The organism is Parafrankia irregularis, from assembly GCF_001536285.1.
Taxonomy (GTDB): Bacteria; Actinomycetota; Actinomycetes; order Frankiales; family Frankiaceae; genus Parafrankia; species Parafrankia irregularis.
Window position 1 is genome coordinate 80108 of record NZ_FAOZ01000028.1, and the last position, 16281, is coordinate 96388.

Genomic DNA, 16281 nt, shown 5'->3' on the forward strand with positions numbered 1-16281 from the left:
TGCAGGTAGCGCTGGGTCGTGGTCAGTTGGTCTGTGACCGCCACGGGATAGTCCCTGAGTCGCCATCTGACCGGCTGGTCCCAGAGACGAGACGGAAGAGCCGTCGGACCGAGGCCTTTCCAGGATTGTCTGACGGACGCGAAAAAGCCCGCTGAGCAGGTGGTTTACCTGTTCGGCGGGCTAATCAAACCGCACTGTCGGGACGACAGGATTTGAACCTGCGACCCCCAGACCCCCAGTCTGGTGCGCTACCAAGCTGCGCCACGTCCCGTTCTGACCAACGTTACCCTACCGGAAAACCGGCCCCTCGACCGTGCCGGATGGACCCGGGGTGTGAGGTGAGGTGCGACGCCGCCCCCAGTGATCAGGGGTGGAGCCTGCCTGCGGTGCTGGTTGGCTGGCGCAACCGTATCGCATGGGGGATCGACCGCGTCCGTGGGGGTGGCGCGGGTGTCGCGGCTCGCCTGAGATCCGGGATCGGCCGGTGCGGCGAACGCACACCGGCCGATCCCATCCTCATTTCTGGGGAGGGTCGGCTCAGATGGACCCGTGCCCGCGACGGCGCATCCCCGCGCCGATCAGGAGGGCACCGAGGCCGGCGCCGGCGATCGGCAGCAGCGGCGAGCTGTCCCCGCCGGCCGCGCCACCGCCACCGGCACCGACGCCGCCCACCGGGGCGCCGCCGACACCGACGCCGACCGCGCCACCTGCGATGACACCTGCGCCGACCGCGCAGTCGCGGTCCTTGTCATCCTTGTCGGCGAACCAGTCGTCCTTGTCGTCCTTGCCCTGGTCCTTGTCGTTGAACTTGTCGTCCTTGTCAAAGTCCTTGCCGTCCTTGCCGTCGACCTTGTCGTCGACCGCGGCGCGGGCTTCCTTGTCGTCCTTGTGGTCCTTGTCCTTGTCGCCGAAGATGTCCCAGTCGTCCTTGTCCTTCTGGTCGGCGCACTTGCCCTTGTCATCGAAGATGTCGGCGTGCGCGGCCGTCAGGCCCGGCCCGAAGGTGAGGATGACGGAAGCCGCGCTCGACATGGCGAGAAGCGCGGCGCTCCGTCCCATTCCCTTCCTCATTTGGTCCCCTCTCTCACACATGGTGACTACCCGATCACTGCGAGTGACACCATAGCGAGGACTGGTCCGGATGGGACGCAGCGAGACGGCGTGGTGCGACAGGTTCGAACGGCCGTGGGCTCGGTCGCGGACGGTGTGGCATTCCATTGCGGGACTTGGGGTGAGCCGCGCTCCCTGTGCCCATCGCCCGCGCTTGGTCGATGTGACCGGGGCTGGTGTGCGCGCTCGTGCGACGCGCCCCTTGACTACGGTCCGCATCCTCCTCGTGTCGTTAGCATCACGTTACGTAGTTCCTGGAGGTCGTCGCGGGAGATCGTCCCGGGAGGCTCCCGGAGGACGGAGAGCGCTGTGGGACGTGCGGAGTCGGGGCGGTTGCCGACGCGGATGACGTTTTCACGCCTCCTGCTCGTCGCGGGCGCGGTGCTGATCGTCGGAAGCGGGTTCCGCCTGGCCGATGTCGGTTCCGATGCTCCTTCGGACACGGAGCGTGTGGCGGAGAGCGGCCTGGGTGCGGACGTCGGTCGCGCCGGCGCGGCGGGCACCCCGGGTCCTTCCGGCGCCCCGGGCGCGAGCGCGACGCCCCTGCCGACGCTCCCACCGGTCGTGGTGACCGATCCGACCCGGGTGCGGATCCCCGTGATCGGCGTGGACGCCCCGATCATCCGGCTCGGTCTCAACGGCGACGGCTCGCTGGACGTGCCGAAGAAGTGGGGAGAGGTCGGCTGGTACGACAAGGGCCCGGCACCGGGCGCGATGGGGCCCTCAGTGCTCGTCGGCCACTACGACTCGACCTCTGGACCGGCGGTGTTCTACCGGCTGCGGGCGCTGCGTCCCGGTGACCAGATCGAGGTCTCGTCTCCGGCCGGCCTGAAGACGACCTTCACCGTGGACCGGACCGAGGACGTGACCAAGAAGACGTTCCCGACCGATCGGGCCTACGGGCCGGTGAACCGTCCGGAGCTGCGTCTGATCACCTGCACCGGTGCCTTTGACGAGAAGACCAAGCACTACCTCAGCAACCTGATCGTCTACGCGCACGCCAACAGCATTCCCGCGGCGCCTTCCACCGCTGTCGGACCAGCCGCGCCCGGCGCGGCTGGCGGGACAGCGGTGGCGCCCGCCGCGGCAGGGTCGCCCGCGCCTGCTCCGGCTGGTCCCGCTCCGGCCGGTTCCATGGCGCCGGCTCCGGCCGGTTCTGCGGCGCCGGCACCGGCCGGTCCGGCGCCGGCGGTGCTGCCAGGCCCGACGGTCCCTGCAGGCGGGCCTGCGGCGCAGTCATCACTGCCGGTGGTTCCGAGCCGGCCGGTCTCGGCGGTGCCAGGTGCGCACTAGCGGCGGGGTGTCCCGATGGAGGTGGGGGCCGGTTGTGCCGAAGGTGGATCCGGCGGCCACTGACCACAGCCCCGTCGGCCCGCATGAGAACCTCCAGGACGGCGAACTCCTTGCGGGACAGCAGGATGAAACGACCGTCCCGGGACACCTGGTGCCGCGGCACGTCCAGCTCGACACCGGGCGAGGGTCCGGTGCTCCGCAGCGACCACGACACGGATTCCGATGAGGGCCCGGTGTTCGCGGGCGAGGCGGGGCCTGGCGACGGCCCGGCACCTGGCCTCCCCGGCGCTCCCGACCCGAAGGTCACCAGCGCGCTCGGCCAGTGCGCGCAGGAGGCAGGCCTGCCCGGTCTCGCTCTGGAAACGCGCTCAGCGGACGGGACCACCACATCGGTGGTGGTCGTGAGCGCGGCCCGCGAGTAGGCCGAACCTGATTCTCAGCCGCGTCAGGTGTGCACCGGTTCGGCCCGTTGCTGGACCACCGAGCACGCCTGACGCGGCTTCGACCTGCTCCGTGGTCACCCAGGCGAACGGCACCCCGGTCGATGATCGCCCGCGGCAGCATGGCGATCGCGTGGCGGGGCTTGGTCCCGGACTCGACCCGGCAACGGGACCCGGGGCGGGTTCCCGGTGGGTCGCCAACGGTGGGAATTTCATTCAGTGGTCCTGCTCTGGTCTTCCGGGGGCCGGGGATGCGCAGGGTGGCGGGACGGCCCGATTCCGGCACGTCGGTGTGTGATTCGCATGGCCAATGTGTATTGCCCGGGCGCCGCTCCCTTGGCGGCGCCGCGGCGATGGCACTGCCGGCGGTACACGGGGGTGTTCGCGTGATGCACCACCAAGGGTGGTATCCCGTCTACGGACGACCTTCGCGTTGTGTTTCGAACGCATTGCCTGGAGGCGCCGCACAGGCGCCCGCCAACGGTGTCAGACCACGGTCTGGGGGGTGGCGCTGCGGTCGCCGCCGATGGCCGTCCGGGCCGCCGTCCACCCCTGCGGGTGCCGCCGGATTCCCTATACCAGGCAGGCTCCGCTGGGCATTGCCCGGGCTGGGAGCGTGGGTCGATCCGGACGGCACCCAGCCGGTTCGCTCCGACAGAAAGTAAGCAGCTATTTCCGCATCGTGATCGGACGGTGTGGTGGGTGATTGTTGTGTGGGGGGTGATTGTCGGCCGCCTGTCGAAGTCCACTATCTTCAGCAGCGGCACCTGCGCGCAGATCTAATCGAGAGTGCCGAGCACCGCCCGATGTATGTAAAGCGTCAAGCCGAAGCGCCGCGTCCCGCCCCCGGCCTGACGACCCCTCCGAGACAGGTGGGGCGGGACGAGGGATGTCGGCTGCCGGCAAGTGGGTACCCCCGTGCCCGATCTGCTGGTCGACCGTCCGGTCCCGTCGGCCGATTGCGGCCGGTGGGACGGCGCGTTGCCGAACCTGGCAGCGTGTTTCGCAGGCGCCGGAGAGAGAAGGACTCGCGTTGCCCCGTCGCGGAATTGCCTGGCTGCCTGAGGACTGGGACCAGTTCGTCAAGGGGCGGCAGCGCTCCTCGAACGTCCGATCCGGCACCGGCTCCCGACGAGGTGGCCAGCCGCCCCGGCGCGCCGCGACGATCGCCGCCTTCACGACCGGGACGCTCGCCGCGTCCACCGCCGCGTTCGCCGCGACGGTGCCTTCCACGCCTGACACCTCCGCCTCCCTTGAGCCGGGCACGACCCAGACGGCGTCCGTACTGCCGGGCCAGGGCCAGAGCAGCCCCGAGGACGAGGCGTCGGCGGCCGCCGCGGCCGCCGCCGCTCCGCTGGCGGGGGCGATCGCCGCCTCCGAGCCGATCTTCACGAACATCGAGCTGACCACCGACGGCTCCACCGTGGCCCCGAACGCGCCGGTGGTCCTCACGGTCCGGGCCAGAGAGGCGAGCGGCACCCCGCTGGGCAACCAGCAGGTCCGCGTCGTGGTGGTCAACGGGCCGAAGTGGCAGACCACCCGGGCGCTCACGACCGACGCCAACGGCCAGGCCCAGATCACCGCGCGGCTGCTCAGCACGACCACGATCACCGCGGTGTTCGACGGCACGAGCGCGCTGCGGCCGTCGGTCGCCACGTCGGCCACGATCACCATCAAGGCGCCGACGACGACGTCGTCGTCGCGTTCCAGCGTCAGCCAGGCGATCCCCTCGGTGATCCCGGGCAGCTCCATCGGGGAGAAAGCGGTCTACCTGGCCTCGCTGCAGAAGGGCAAGCCGTACGTGTGGGGGGCGGAGGGCCCCTACTCGTTCGACTGCTCAGGGCTGGTGCAGTACGTCTTCAAGCAGCTCGGCCGATCGTTGCCGCGTACGGCGCAGGGGCAGTACAACGCCTCGACCCACGTCCCGCAGTCCGGCAAGCAGCCGGGCGACCTGATCTTCTACGGTACCGAGAACAACATCTACCACGTGGGTATCTACGCGGGGAACGGCTACATGTGGGCCGCGCCGCAGACCGGTGGTGTGGTGTCGCTGCGGCCGATCTACAGCTCCACCTACAAGGTCGGGCGGATCATGTGATGGCGGCCCGCCGCGGACGACACTCGATGACCTCAGCGACACACATCCGCTAGCGTCAGGGCACGACCCGCGTCCCGAGGTCGGCGCGCGAGGCCGTTGGCACCGTCGGTGCCGCCACGCGCATGGCCGGGTCGGGGAGGAGGGACTCGGCGTGACGGCGGCTACGCAGGCCTCCGACCGGATCTGGACCATTCCGAACCTGCTGTCAGGTCTGCGGCTGCTGGGCGTCCCGCTGTTCCTGTGGCTCGCGCTCGGGCCGGAGGCGGACGGCGCGGCACTCGGGGTGCTCGCCTTCGCCGGCGTGAGCGACTACCTCGACGGCAAGCTCGCCCGGGTTCTGAACCAGACCAGCCGCCTCGGGGTGATGCTCGACCCGCTGGCCGACCGGCTCTACATCCTCGCCACGATCGTCGCCCTCACCCTGCGCGACATCGTCCCGTTGTGGTTCGCGGTACTGCTCGTCGCCCGCGACGCCGCGCTGCTGCTGCTGGTTCCGATCCTGCGCCGGCTCGGTGTCGGTACCGCCCTTCCCGTCCACTACCTGGGCAAGGCCGCGACCTTCAACCTGCTCTACGCCTTCCCGCTGCTGTTGCTGTCGGCCGGCGATTCGTGGCTGGCCACGGCGGCACGTCCGGTCGGGTGGGCGTTCGCCATCTGGGGTGTCGCCCTGTACTGGTGGTCCGGCCTCCTCTACTTCGAACAGGCCCGCCGCCTCGCCGTCGAACGCGCACGGCCGGTGGCGTCCGCGACGTCCGGGAAGATCGGGAGGTAAGGCCGTGAGAGCCGTCGTCATGGCGGGCGGCGAGGGCACCCGGCTGCGGCCGCTGACCGCGAACCTGCCGAAGCCGCTGCTGCCGGTCGTCAACCGGCCGATCATGGAACATGTCCTGCGCCTGCTCAAACGGCACGGGTTCGACGAGACCGTCGTGACGGTCCAGTTCCTCGCGGCGATGATCCGGAACTACTTCGGGTCCGGTGACGAACTGGGCATGCACCTGTCCTACGCCACCGAGACAACCCCGCTGGGTACCGCCGGCAGCGTCAAGAACGCCGAGGACGCGCTGCGGGACGAGCAGTTCCTCGTCATCAGCGGTGACGCGCTGACCGACATCGACCTGACCGACCTCGTCGCCTTTCATCGGGAGCAGGGCGCGCTGGTCACCGTCGCGCTCAAGTCGGTGCCGGACCCGTTGGAGTTCGGCATCGTCATCGCGGGCGAGGACGGGCGGATCTCCCGCTTCCTGGAGAAGCCGACCTGGGGCCAGGTGTTCTCGGACACGGTGAACACCGGCATCTACGTGATGGAGCCGGAGGTGCTCGGGTACGTCCCGGCGGGCGAGGCGGTCGACTGGTCGGGGGACGTCTTCCCGCGGCTGGTCGAGGCCGGTGCCCCGGTATTCGGCTACGTCGCCGGCGGCTACTGGGAGGACGTGGGCACCATCGCGAGCTTCCAGCGGGCCCAGGCCGACGTGCTGAACCGGCAGGTGGACGTCGAGATCGGCGGTTTCGAGCTCTCCCCGGGCGTGTGGATCGGCGAGGACGCGGACGTGCATCCGGACGCGGTCCTCAAGGGCCCGCTGATGGTCGGTGACTACAGCAAGGTCGAGGCCGGCGCGGAACTGCGCGAGTTCACCGTGCTCGGCAGCAACGTGGTGGTGAAGCGCGGCGCCTTCCTGCACCGCGCGGTCGTCCAGGACAACGCGCTGATCGGGCCGCGGACGAACCTGCGCGGCTGTGTGATCGGCAAGAGCACCGATGTGCTGCGGGCCGCGCGTATCGAGGAGGGCGCGGTCATCGGGGACGAGTGCGTCATCCAGGAGGAGGCGTTCGTCTCCCACGACGTCAAGGTGTACCCGTTCAAGACGATCGAGGCCGGCGCGGTCGTCAACACCAGCGTGATCTGGGAGTCGCGCGGGCAGCGCTCGCTGTTCGGGCCGCGCGGCGTCTCCGGGCTGGTCAACGCGGAGATCACGCCCGAGCTGGTGGTGCGGCTGGCCAGCGCCTACGCGACGACCCTGAAGAAGGGCTCCACCGTCACGACGGCCCGGGACGGCTCCCGGGCCGCCCGAGCGCTCAAGCGCGCGGTGATCAGCGCGCTGACGGCGGGCGCGATCAACGTCCGTGACCTGGAGGTGGCCCCGCTGCCGGTCGCGCGGTTCGACGTGCGGACCTCCGACGCGGCCGGCGGCATCATGCTGCGCTCCAAGCCCGGCGACGCGGAACGTATCGACATCGTCTTCCTCGACGCGGACGGCCACGACCTCTCGCCGGCCGCGCAGCGCAAGCTCGACCGGGTCTTCAGCCGGCAGGAGTTCCGCCGGGCCTTCCCCGGCGAGATCGGTGACCTGCGTTTCCCCGCGCGCACGGCCGACGTCTACAGCCAGGATCTGCTGGACCGGGTCGACACCAGCGGGCTGGCCGAGGCTGATCTCAAGGTGGTCGTAGACCCGTCCGGTGGAGCGGCGTCGCTGCTGCTGCCGACGCTGCTCGGCCGGCTCGGCGTGGATGTCCTGACGGTCAACGGCCGGCTGGACGAGACGTACCCCGAGCGCGGCGCGGCGCAGGAACGCCGGGCTCTGGACCGGCTCGGCGCGCTGGTGGCGAGCTCGCGGGCCGCCTTCGGGGTCCGGTTCGACCACATCGGTGAGCGGATCACGATCGTCGACGAGCGCGGTGACCTGATCAGCGACGAGCGGGCGCTGCTGGTCATGCTCGACCTGGTCGCGGCGGAGAACCGCGGGGCCACCGTCGCGGTGCCGGTCGCCACCACGCGGGTCGCCGACCAGGTCAGCCGGTTCCACGGGCTGACCGTGCGGCGGATGCCGATGTCGGGCGCGGGGCTGTCCAAGGTCGCCGAGGACGAGCGGGTCGTGTTCGCGGCCGACGGCAAGGGCGGGTTCGTCGTTCCCGAGTTCGCGCCGGTGATCGACGGTCTCGCCGCGTTCATCCGGCTGGTCGCGCTGGTCGCGCGGACCCGGCTCACTCTGAGCGCGATCGACGCGCGGATCCCGCCGGTGGCGATGGTCCGGTCCTCGGTGCCCACGCCGTGGGCGGAGAAGGGACTGGTCATGCGCCGCGTCGTCGAGTCGGTCGGCGGTGACTCCGGGACACAGGTGGACACGACGGATGGTGTGCGGGTCGTGAACCCGGATGGTTCGTGGGCGCTGGTGCTGCCGGATCCGTCCGAGGCTGTGACCCACCTGTGGGCCGAGGCCGCGGACCTGGGTGACGCGCAGCGGCTCCTCCGCCGTTGGAGCGCCGTGGTGGAGGCCACACCCCCGGTGGAGGCCACCACCGGCCAGCGCTGACCGGTCGGCCGGGAGCCGTGGCGGTCCGCCGGCGCGGGGCGGAGGCCGCGGAACGCGGCGGGGAGGTCACGGCTCCGGTTCGGGCATCGGCAAGAATGCCGGGTGTGCAGGCACGGACCCAGACGGCGCTCGAGCGGGTGGCCGCGACGGCGCTCGATCCGGGCTACGCGCAGGCGTCGGCGGGTCGTCCACCCGCCCGCCCGGGGCGTCGGCGGGGGTCTCGTCGCGCGCGGCGCAACCGCTGGCATTCGCTCGCGATGCCGCTTGCGCTGCTGCTGACGGGGCTGCTGACGGCACTGACCATCCGCCAGGGGATGGCGGCGCTGCCTGCGGGGGAGCGGCTGCAGGCGCGGCTGAGCGCCGAGTACGAGACGCGCTCGGCGAACCGGGACGACCTGGCCGCCGACGTGCGTGAGCTGCGTTCGGCCATCGCGGACCTGCGCGCGCGCCAGCGGTCCGCCGACGACGCCTGGGACACCGCCACCGCACGGATCGGCGCGCTGGCCGCTCCGGCGGGGCTGGCGGCGGCCCGGGGCCCGGGGGTGCGCCTGACCCTCACCGACCCGGCGGCCGGCCCGCCCGCGGACGCGGGGAACCCGCGGCCGACGGCGGAGCTGACGCCGGGCGGCCGGCTCGCCGACCACGACCTGGCCGACATGGTGAACCTGCTGTGGAGCGCGGGTGCCGAGGCGGTGGCGGTCAACGGTGTTCGGCTCACCGCCCTGAGCGCGGTACGCGCGGCGGGTGACGCGATCCTGGTGGGGCTCAGCGCGGTCGAGGCGCCCTACGTCCTCGACGCCATCGGCGACTCCGCGGCGATCGTGTCCCGGGTGTCGGCCGCGCCGGTCACCGTGCGGCTGCGTACCCGGGCCGGCGCGCCACCGGACGCGGTGACAATCGCCCGGCTCGGCGCGGTGACCCTGCCGGCGGCCGCGGACCCCAGCCTCCGATACGCCCGAGGGAGTGGATCATGACACGTGCGGCCGCGATCACCGGCCTGGTCGCGATCGTCGTCGGAGTCCTCGCCGGGCTGCTGGCCACACCGCAACCGCCCGGGTGGCTGGATCCGTATCTGCCGGTGGCTGTCCTGGCCGCGGTCGACGCCGCGGTCGGAGGGCTGCGCGCGGCGCTGGAACGTGTCTTCTCCGACCGTGTCTTCGTCGTGTCCTTCCTGTCGAACGTCGTGCTGGCGGTCGCGCTCGTCGCTCTGGGCGACGCGCTGGGTGTGGGGGGTGCGCTCTCGACCGCGGTGCTCGTCGTGTTCGGGATCAGGATCTTCACGAACGCCGGCACGATTCGCCGTCTGGTGCTGAAGTCGTGACGACAGACGGTGTGGTCGGGCCCGCCCCGCCCCCGCCCGCCCCGGCTGTCGCCTCCCCGACTGTCGGGAACGGGACACCGGGCGGCGGTTCCCGGTTTCGGCTCGTTCGGCTTGCGTCGATCCTGATGCTCGCGCTGCTCGGGTTCGGGGTCACCGTCGTGATCCGATCGGCGGACTCGGCGGACCATCTCGCCCGGGTGCGTCCGGACGAGCTCGCGAGCCGGCTGGACAGCCTCTCGATCGGTGGGCAGCGGCTACAGGTCGAGGCGAGCGGGCTGCAGGAGACCCGAGCGGCGCTCGCGGACGACGGCCGCGCCCAGGCCGAGCTCGACCGGGCCCGTCAGGAGGCCGACACGCTGGCGGTGCTCGCGGGGACAGCCCCGGTCACCGGGCCGGGCCTCACGCTCACGGTCAGTGACCCGCGCGGCAACGTCGACGCCTGGATCCTCGTTGACGCGCTCCAGGAGCTGCGGGACGCCGGCGCCGAGGCCATCGAGCTGTCCGGGGTGCGCGTCGTGGCCTCGACCTACATCATCGACGCCCCTGGCGGGGGGATGACGGTGGACGGCGCCACGGTCGCCGCGCCCTACGTGCTGCGCGTGATCGGGGAAGCGCACACACTTGCCCAGGCGATGCGGATCCCCGGCGGGGTGCTCGATACGGTAGCTACCCGGGATGGCGCGCAGGCCGAGATCACGAACTCCGACCGGATCGAGATCGGGGCCCTGCGCACCGTGCCGAGCCCCCGTTTCGCCCGTCCGGCGGACTGATCGGCCGGTGTTCGACACCACGACCCAGGAGGCGATTGCGCTGTATCCCGACGACCTGAAATACACCCGTGAGCACGAGTGGGCCCGGGCCGACGGGAACCGGGTGCGTGTCGGTATCACCGCGTACGCCCAGGAGGCGCTGGGTGACATCGTCTTCGTCTCGCTGCCCGAGGTCGGGGAGGAGGTCTCGGAGGGTGAGCCGTGCGGCGAGGTCGAGTCGACCAAGAGCGTGTCGGACATCTACGCGCCCGTCTCGGGCACGGTCACCGCACGCAACGAGGTGCTGTCCTCCGCTCCGGAGCTGGTGAACTCGGACCCGTACGGCGACGGCTGGCTGGTCGAGGTCACGGTGGCGGATCCGTCGGTGCTCGACGAGCTCCTCGACGCGGCGCAGTACCGGGACCACGTCAAGGAGCAGTGAGTCCTTTCCGTCGCTGGTTCCGGCCTGCCGCGACAGCGCCCGACAGAAGTGAGACGGAGAAGGCTCAGCAGGCCGGCTTCCGGAAAAGTCAGGCGATCCGTACACGCATCGTGGCAGGCCGGTCATGAGTCGGCCGTGCATAGCTGCTCGGAGTGGCGCTCATCGTCGGTGCTGTGGCTATCTGTCCGATATGTCGGCGCGAGCGGATTGTCAAGCGGCCTGCGCTCGCCGCATGCGTCCGGTGACGCCACGCCGAACAATCGCCCGACGCATCCTTTTCACGACGGTGCTCCTGATGCACTAGCCTCGGAGTGCGCCGTGACGGGATCGGGTGCGGCCACTGCCGCGTTCGACCGTCCGCGTGCGGTGATGGCTCGGGTACCTCGGGTTTCGCCGGGTACTTCGGGTCCACCCCTGTCGGGCACCACTCCAGCCGCCGCGAGGGCGGCGGACCGAGCGGCCGGCCACCCGCGTGCGTTGCGGGCGACCGGCAGGAAGCGGACGAGACTGTGTTCTGCACGAGGTGCGGCCAGCAGAACCCGTCCGACGCGCTGTACTGCGCGCGGTGCGGGTCGCCTCTGGTACGTCCGGGCGAGCCCGTGGCGCCGGAGCGACCCGCGGAGCAGACGTCGACCCTGAACCTTGCCGCGGCCCTCTCCGGTATCGAGGGCGACCATGTCGACGACTCGACCGAGCGCGACGCCGTCGCCGCGGTCGATGCGCTTCCGCCGGGTTCAGCCCTGCTTGTCGTCAAGCGGGGGCCGAACGCGGGTAGCCGGTTCCTGCTGGACGCGGACCTCACCACGGTCGGGCGCCATCCGGAGAGCGACATCTTTCTGGACGACGTGACCGTTTCCCGCCGGCATGCCGAGTTTCACCGCTCGCCCTACACGAAGGGTTTCTCCGTTCGTGACGTCGGCAGTCTCAACGGCACCTACCTGAACCGCGAGCGGATCGACTCCGCCGAGCTGACCGGTGGTGACGAGGTCCAGATCGGCAAGTTCCGCCTGGTCTTCCTGACCGGTGCTACCTACGGCGGGGTCGGCGTCCGGTGAGCGGGGGTACGGCGCGGTGAGCGGCGGCGGCGCCGCGGCGGAGTCGATGCGCCCGTCGGGCCGTGCGGAGGAGTTCAGGCCGGGCGTGGCCCGGCGCAGTCCGTCCGCCCGGGCCGAGGACGCCGCGAAGACACTGAACATCGGCGAGGTCCTGGACCGGCTGCGAGCCGAGTACCCCGACATCACCCTTTCGAAGATCCGCTACCTGGAGTCCGAGGGGCTGGTCGAGCCGGCACGCACCAGCTCCAACTACCGGAAGTACTCGCTGGACGACGTTCTGCGGCTTCGGCATGTTCTGCATGCCCAGCGCGAGCGTTACCTCCCACTCCGGGTGATCAAGGAAGAGCTGGCCGCGCTGGACCGCGGCGACACCGCGCTGCCCCGCCCGGGGCCTCGGGCCGTCCCGGACCGCCCTGTCGGGCATGGCCTGGACGCCCTGATCGGCGCCGAGCGGGTCCGTCTGTCGCGCCGGGAGCTGTTGGCCGCCAGCGGCCTGGACGACGACGTCCTCGCCGAGCTGGAGGGTAACGGGCTTGTCGGGCCCATCGCCGGTGGCGGGTACTACGACTCCGACGCACTGCTGGTGGCCCGTACCGTGGCCCTGCTCGCCTCGCACGGCGTCCAGGTGCGCCACCTACGTGCCGCCCGTGCCGCGGCGGACCGTGAGGCAGGTCTCATCGAGGCCGCTGTCGCACCGCTGCGCTCCGGGCGGCTGGGAGAGTCCGACGGGCGCGCCGCGCAGACCGTCGACGAGCTTGCGACGCTGCTGGTGCGCATGCATGCCGCACTGCTGCGTACCCGGCTTGCCGCGAGCCGGTCGGGGTAGCACATACCCACTACGCACATGGTGCGAGTCCGTACGGAAAGTGAGAACCGGCGGGCGCGCTGACGCGGGGCGGTAGCGGGGATACTGTCTCCTCGTGGGGTTTTCCGGCTCCGGTCACAGCGTCCCACCCTGCCCCACCTGCGCTAGGAGGTAGATCGGTGCATCGGCTGGACATCGTCGGCGTGCGTGTCGAGCTTCCGTCGAAGCAGCCGATCGTTCTGCTCAAGGAGGTGGGAGGCGAGAGGTACCTGCCGATCTGGATCGGAGCGGTCGAGGCCACAGCCATCGCCTTCGCCCAGGAGGGCATCACGACGGCCCGCCCGATGACCCACGACCTGATGCGGGACGTCCTGCGCGCCCTGCAGACGGAGCTGACCCAGGTCACCATCACCGACCTGCAGGACGGCGTGTTCTTTGCCACCCTGGTCTTCGGTAACGGGGTCGAGGTCTCCGCCCGGCCCTCGGACGCGATCGCCCTGGCCATGCGGATGGGCGCGCCCGTGTACGGCGTGGAGGCGGTGCTGGCGGAGGCCGGCATCACGGTCCCGGAGGAGCAGGAACAGGAGCAGGAGAGCGAGCTGGAGAAGTTCCGGGAGTTCCTGGACACCATCTCGCCGGAGGACTTCAACACGCCGGGCTCGTGATCATCGGTCGGTTCGGCCGGCCCGCCGGTCGCGGCCATGGCCGAGCCCCCGTCCGATGTGTCCCGATCGCGGGTGTTTCGCCAAAATAAACCCGAACTCCGCTGTTTGACGCCCGCATGTCCACTGGACGACGGACACGCCGGCTTGGATCATTGAAGGGACGATGCCCCGCCCCTACGGTCGGGCGAACCGGTTGCCGAGCCAGTGGTTGGCGGGGCACCGGGGTTCACCGCCGCGCAGGGGAGCGCGCGCTCATGTCGCGGCGCGTCGGGCTGCGCGACGCGCCTCGGCGCGGCGGCGGTGACGGTGTGCGGCATCGTCGGCGGGCGGGCCGTGAGGCTCCCGGACTGTCCGGAGGATGGGACTGGTGAAGAGTGGCACCTCGATCGGGGCGGCCGCGCGGGTGGCGCCGGACGATGCGGATCCCCACTGGGGGGACGACGAGCAGGCGACCATGATCGAGCAGGGGCAGCTCTTCGGCGACGAGATACCGCAGCCGCCGGGGGATGATGTCGGCTACCGGGGGCCCACCGCCTGTGCGGCGGCGGGTATCACCTACCGCCAGCTCGACTACTGGGCCCGGACCGGGCTGGTGGCGCCGAGCGTGCGGGGTGCCAGCGGGTCCGGCAGCCAGCGGCTCTACTCGTTCCGGGACGTGCTGGTGCTGCGGGTCGTCCGCAAGCTGCTGGAAGCCGGGGTGTCGTTGCAGAACATCCGGGCGGCGGTGGAGCACCTGCGGACCAGGGGAGTGGCGGACCTCGCCCACCTGACACTGATCAGCGACGGCTCGACCGTCTACGAGTGCACCTCGGACGACGAGGTCATCGATCTCGTCCGGGGCGGCCAGGGCGTTTTCGCCATCGCGGTGGGCCGGGCCCTGGAGGACATGCGCGGTCAGCTCGCGGAACTGCCCTGTGAGCGCCCTGGGCAGCCGGCGGCGGCCCATCCGGGCGATGAGCTGGCGCACCGGCGACGGCGGCGCAGCTCGGCCTGAGAGCCCGAGACCCTCGGCGGCCGGCCGCGGTCCGCGGCCCGCCACAGCGAAAACTCGCTCGAGAACTGTCGGTGCCCTGGCGTACCTTCGCCCTGTGACCGATCAGACAGCGGTCCTCGTCGAGGGCCTTCGCAAGAACTATGGCCGACATACGGCCCTGGCCGGGCTTGACCTGAGTGTCAGCGTCGGCAGTGTGCACGGTGTCCTCGGCCCGAACGGGGCCGGCAAGACGACCGCCGTCCGGATTCTGTCGACGCTGCTCGCGGCCGACGGCGGCCGGGCCGAGGTGCTCGGCGTCGACGTGCTGCGCCATCCGGAGCGGGTCAGGCCACGCATCGGCCTGACGGGCCAGTACGCGGCCGTGGACGAGCGGCTGACCGGCCTGGAGAACCTGGAGATGTTCGGCCGGCTGTACCGCCTGCGGGCCCGCACGGCGCGGGCCCGCGCGATCGAGCTGCTGGAGCGGTTCGAGCTGACCGAGGCCTCGCGGCGGCAGATCAAGACCTATTCGGGCGGCATGCGCCGCCGTCTCGACCTCGCGGCGAGCCTCATCATGGCTCCGGCCGTGCTGTTCCTGGACGAGCCCACCACCGGCCTGGACCCGCGCAGCCGCCAGGCGATGTGGCGCGTGATCGCGGATCTGGTCCGCGAGGGCACCACCGTGCTGCTGACCACGCAGTACCTGGAGGAGGCCGACCAGCTGGCGGACCGGGTGTCCGTCATCGACGGCGGCCGGGTGATCGCGGAGGGGACCTCCGACGATCTCAAGCGGCAGATCGGCGGTGACCGGCTGGAGATCACGATCGCGCCTGGCGACGACCTCGACGCCGCCACGGCCGTGCTAAGCCGGCTGGGTACGGGGCCGGCCGGCGTGGCCGCCGAGGAACGCCGGGTGACCGTGCCGGTCGCCGGCGCGGCCGTGCTCGCCGAGGCGGTGCGGTCGCTGGACGAGATCGGCGCCACGATCGTCGACGTCGGGCTTCACCGGCCGTCCCTCGACGACGTCTTCATGGCCCTGACGGGTCACGGTGCCGCAGGTGGCGCTGATGGCTCTGATGGCGCCGACGGCGCTGATGGCGGGAAGGACGCCGTGCGGCCGCCCGGCCCGCGGTCGGGTGACGACGAGTCGGATCTGGTGGCGACATGAGCACTCTGGACCTGAGCCCGGTTCCCGGGCGTGGCAGGCTCGCCTGGGAGGCCGCGGACGCCTGGGTGATGTGCCGGCGCAACCTCGTCCAGACCTGGCGGGTGCCGGAGCTGCTGGTCTTCGCGACGATCCAGCCGGTGCTGTTCGTCCTGCTGTTCACCTATGTCTTCGGCGGCGCGATCAACGTCGGTCCGGGGGTGGAGTACGTCGACTACCTGATGCCCGGCGTCTTCGTGCAGACGGTGATCTTCGGGTCGATGATGACCGGCATCGGGCTGGCCACCGACAAGGAGGCGGGCCTGATCGACCGCTTCCGCGCGCTGCCGATGAGCCGCTCGGCGCTGCTGACGGGCCGGACCCTCGCGGATCTCGTCCGCAACGCGTTCATCATTCTGATCATGCTGCTGGTGGGTCTGGCGGTCGGCTTCCGGTTCGGGAACACGACGGTTCCCGCCGCGCTGGCTGGGTTCGGCCTCATGCTGCTCTTCGCCTACGCGTTCTCGTGGCTCTCGGCGGTCATCGGCATGTCGGTCGGCAGCGCGGAGGCCGCGCAGTCGGGCGGAATGATCTGGATCTTCCCGTTCGTGTTCGCGAGCTCCTCGTTCGCCCCGGTCGAATCCATGCCCGGCTGGCTCCAGGCGTTCGCGAAGCACCAGCCGGTCACCTGCACCGTCGACGCGGTGCGAGCCCTTTTCCTCGGGGGCCCGGTGGCCGGGGACCTGCTGGCGGCTCTCGCCTGGTGCCTGGGAATCCTCGTGGTGGCCGGGCCGCTCGCCGTCCGCGCCTACCGCAGGGGCACCGCCCACTGACGCCCGCCCACCTCGCGGCCCGGTCGGCTCCGCACCGCCCGGTCA

Annotated in this window: 16 protein-coding genes, 1 tRNA gene and 1 pseudogene; 15 read left to right on the plus strand and 3 right to left on the minus strand. The window is 71.2% G+C overall.

Annotation, left to right across the window (positions count from 1 at the left end):
- Positions 1–197: 197 nt before the first annotated feature.
- Together AWX74_RS29860 and AWX74_RS40920 are read right to left on the minus strand one after the other, a co-directional pair.
- Positions 198–271: transfer RNA gene (locus AWX74_RS29860), tRNA-Pro, on the minus strand.
- Between the two features lie 266 nt (positions 272–537).
- Positions 538–1059 (minus strand): hypothetical protein, encoded by a 522-nt coding sequence (locus AWX74_RS40920; RefSeq protein WP_226930960.1) that lies wholly within the window; start codon positions 1057–1059, stop codon positions 538–540.
- 396 nt (positions 1060–1455) lie between these two features.
- On the opposite strand from AWX74_RS40920, the gene AWX74_RS29870 reads away from it, so the two are divergent.
- Positions 1456–2403: a class F sortase gene (locus AWX74_RS29870; RefSeq protein ID WP_091283626.1), complete on the plus strand. Its 948-nt coding sequence runs from the start codon at positions 1456–1458 to the stop codon at positions 2401–2403.
- A gap of 46 nt (positions 2404–2449) precedes the next feature.
- Here the strand turns inward: AWX74_RS29870 and AWX74_RS42300 are convergent.
- Positions 2450–2581, minus strand: a pseudogene (locus AWX74_RS42300) (response regulator transcription factor); the annotation flags it as partial.
- Here AWX74_RS42300 and AWX74_RS29880 point away from each other — a divergent pair.
- The 14 genes from AWX74_RS29880 to AWX74_RS29945 all read left to right on the plus strand — a co-directional run bounded on the left by AWX74_RS29880 (position 2529) and on the right by AWX74_RS29945 (position 16236).
- Positions 2529–2825, plus strand: a complete 297-nt coding sequence (locus tag AWX74_RS29880) for a hypothetical protein (RefSeq protein WP_091283628.1) — start codon at positions 2529–2531, stop codon at positions 2823–2825. The pseudogene AWX74_RS42300 and the gene AWX74_RS29880 sit on opposite strands and share 53 nt — an antisense overlap.
- 1051 nt (positions 2826–3876) lie before the next feature.
- Positions 3877–4941 carry a C40 family peptidase gene (locus AWX74_RS29885; protein ID WP_091283631.1) on the plus strand — a complete coding sequence of 355 codons (1065 nt, stop codon included), beginning with the start codon at positions 3877–3879 and terminating at the stop codon, positions 4939–4941.
- Between the two features lie 151 nt (positions 4942–5092).
- Positions 5093–5713, plus strand: coding sequence for a cardiolipin synthase ClsA (gene clsA / locus AWX74_RS29890; protein ID WP_054566061.1), 621 nt, complete (start codon positions 5093–5095; stop codon positions 5711–5713).
- A gap of 19 nt (positions 5714–5732) precedes the next feature.
- Complete coding sequence (locus AWX74_RS29895) at positions 5733–8249, plus strand: mannose-1-phosphate guanyltransferase (RefSeq protein WP_091283682.1); 2517 nt, start codon at positions 5733–5735, stop codon at positions 8247–8249.
- A gap of 95 nt (positions 8250–8344) precedes the next feature.
- Positions 8345–9223: a DUF881 domain-containing protein gene (locus AWX74_RS29900; RefSeq protein WP_091283633.1), complete on the plus strand. Its 879-nt coding sequence runs from the start codon at positions 8345–8347 to the stop codon at positions 9221–9223.
- Positions 9220–9570, plus strand: a complete 351-nt coding sequence (locus AWX74_RS29905; RefSeq protein WP_091283635.1) for a small basic family protein — start codon at positions 9220–9222, stop codon at positions 9568–9570. Before AWX74_RS29900 ends, AWX74_RS29905 begins: the two co-directional genes overlap by 4 nt.
- On the plus strand, positions 9567–10340 hold the full coding sequence (locus AWX74_RS29910) for a DUF881 domain-containing protein (RefSeq protein ID WP_242666476.1): 774 nt from the start codon (positions 9567–9569) through the stop codon (positions 10338–10340). The genes AWX74_RS29905 and AWX74_RS29910 overlap by 4 nt, the downstream gene beginning before the upstream one ends.
- A gap of 40 nt (positions 10341–10380) precedes the next feature.
- Positions 10381–10761: a glycine cleavage system protein GcvH gene (gcvH, locus tag AWX74_RS29915; RefSeq protein ID WP_035951388.1), complete on the plus strand. Its 381-nt coding sequence runs from the start codon at positions 10381–10383 to the stop codon at positions 10759–10761.
- A gap of 509 nt (positions 10762–11270) precedes the next feature.
- Positions 11271–11816: an FHA domain-containing protein gene (locus tag AWX74_RS29920; protein WP_006540372.1), complete on the plus strand. Its 546-nt coding sequence runs from the start codon at positions 11271–11273 to the stop codon at positions 11814–11816.
- 16 nt (positions 11817–11832) lie between these two features.
- On the plus strand, positions 11833–12642 hold the full coding sequence (gene ftsR / locus AWX74_RS29925) for a transcriptional regulator FtsR (protein ID WP_091283637.1): 810 nt from the start codon (positions 11833–11835) through the stop codon (positions 12640–12642).
- A gap of 158 nt (positions 12643–12800) precedes the next feature.
- Positions 12801–13286 carry a bifunctional nuclease family protein gene (locus AWX74_RS29930; RefSeq protein ID WP_006540374.1) on the plus strand — a complete coding sequence of 162 codons (486 nt, stop codon included), beginning with the start codon at positions 12801–12803 and terminating at the stop codon, positions 13284–13286.
- Between the two features lie 367 nt (positions 13287–13653).
- Positions 13654–14280 (plus strand): MerR family transcriptional regulator, encoded by a 627-nt coding sequence (locus AWX74_RS29935; RefSeq protein WP_006540375.1) that lies wholly within the window; start codon positions 13654–13656, stop codon positions 14278–14280.
- A gap of 94 nt (positions 14281–14374) precedes the next feature.
- Complete coding sequence (locus AWX74_RS29940) at positions 14375–15427, plus strand: ATP-binding cassette domain-containing protein (protein WP_091283638.1); 1053 nt, start codon at positions 14375–14377, stop codon at positions 15425–15427.
- The gene (locus AWX74_RS29945; RefSeq protein WP_091283640.1) at positions 15424–16236 is read left to right on the plus strand and encodes an ABC transporter permease; all 813 of its coding nucleotides are present in this window, start codon (positions 15424–15426) and stop codon (positions 16234–16236) included. Before AWX74_RS29940 ends, AWX74_RS29945 begins: the two co-directional genes overlap by 4 nt.
- Positions 16237–16281 lie beyond the last annotated feature (45 nt).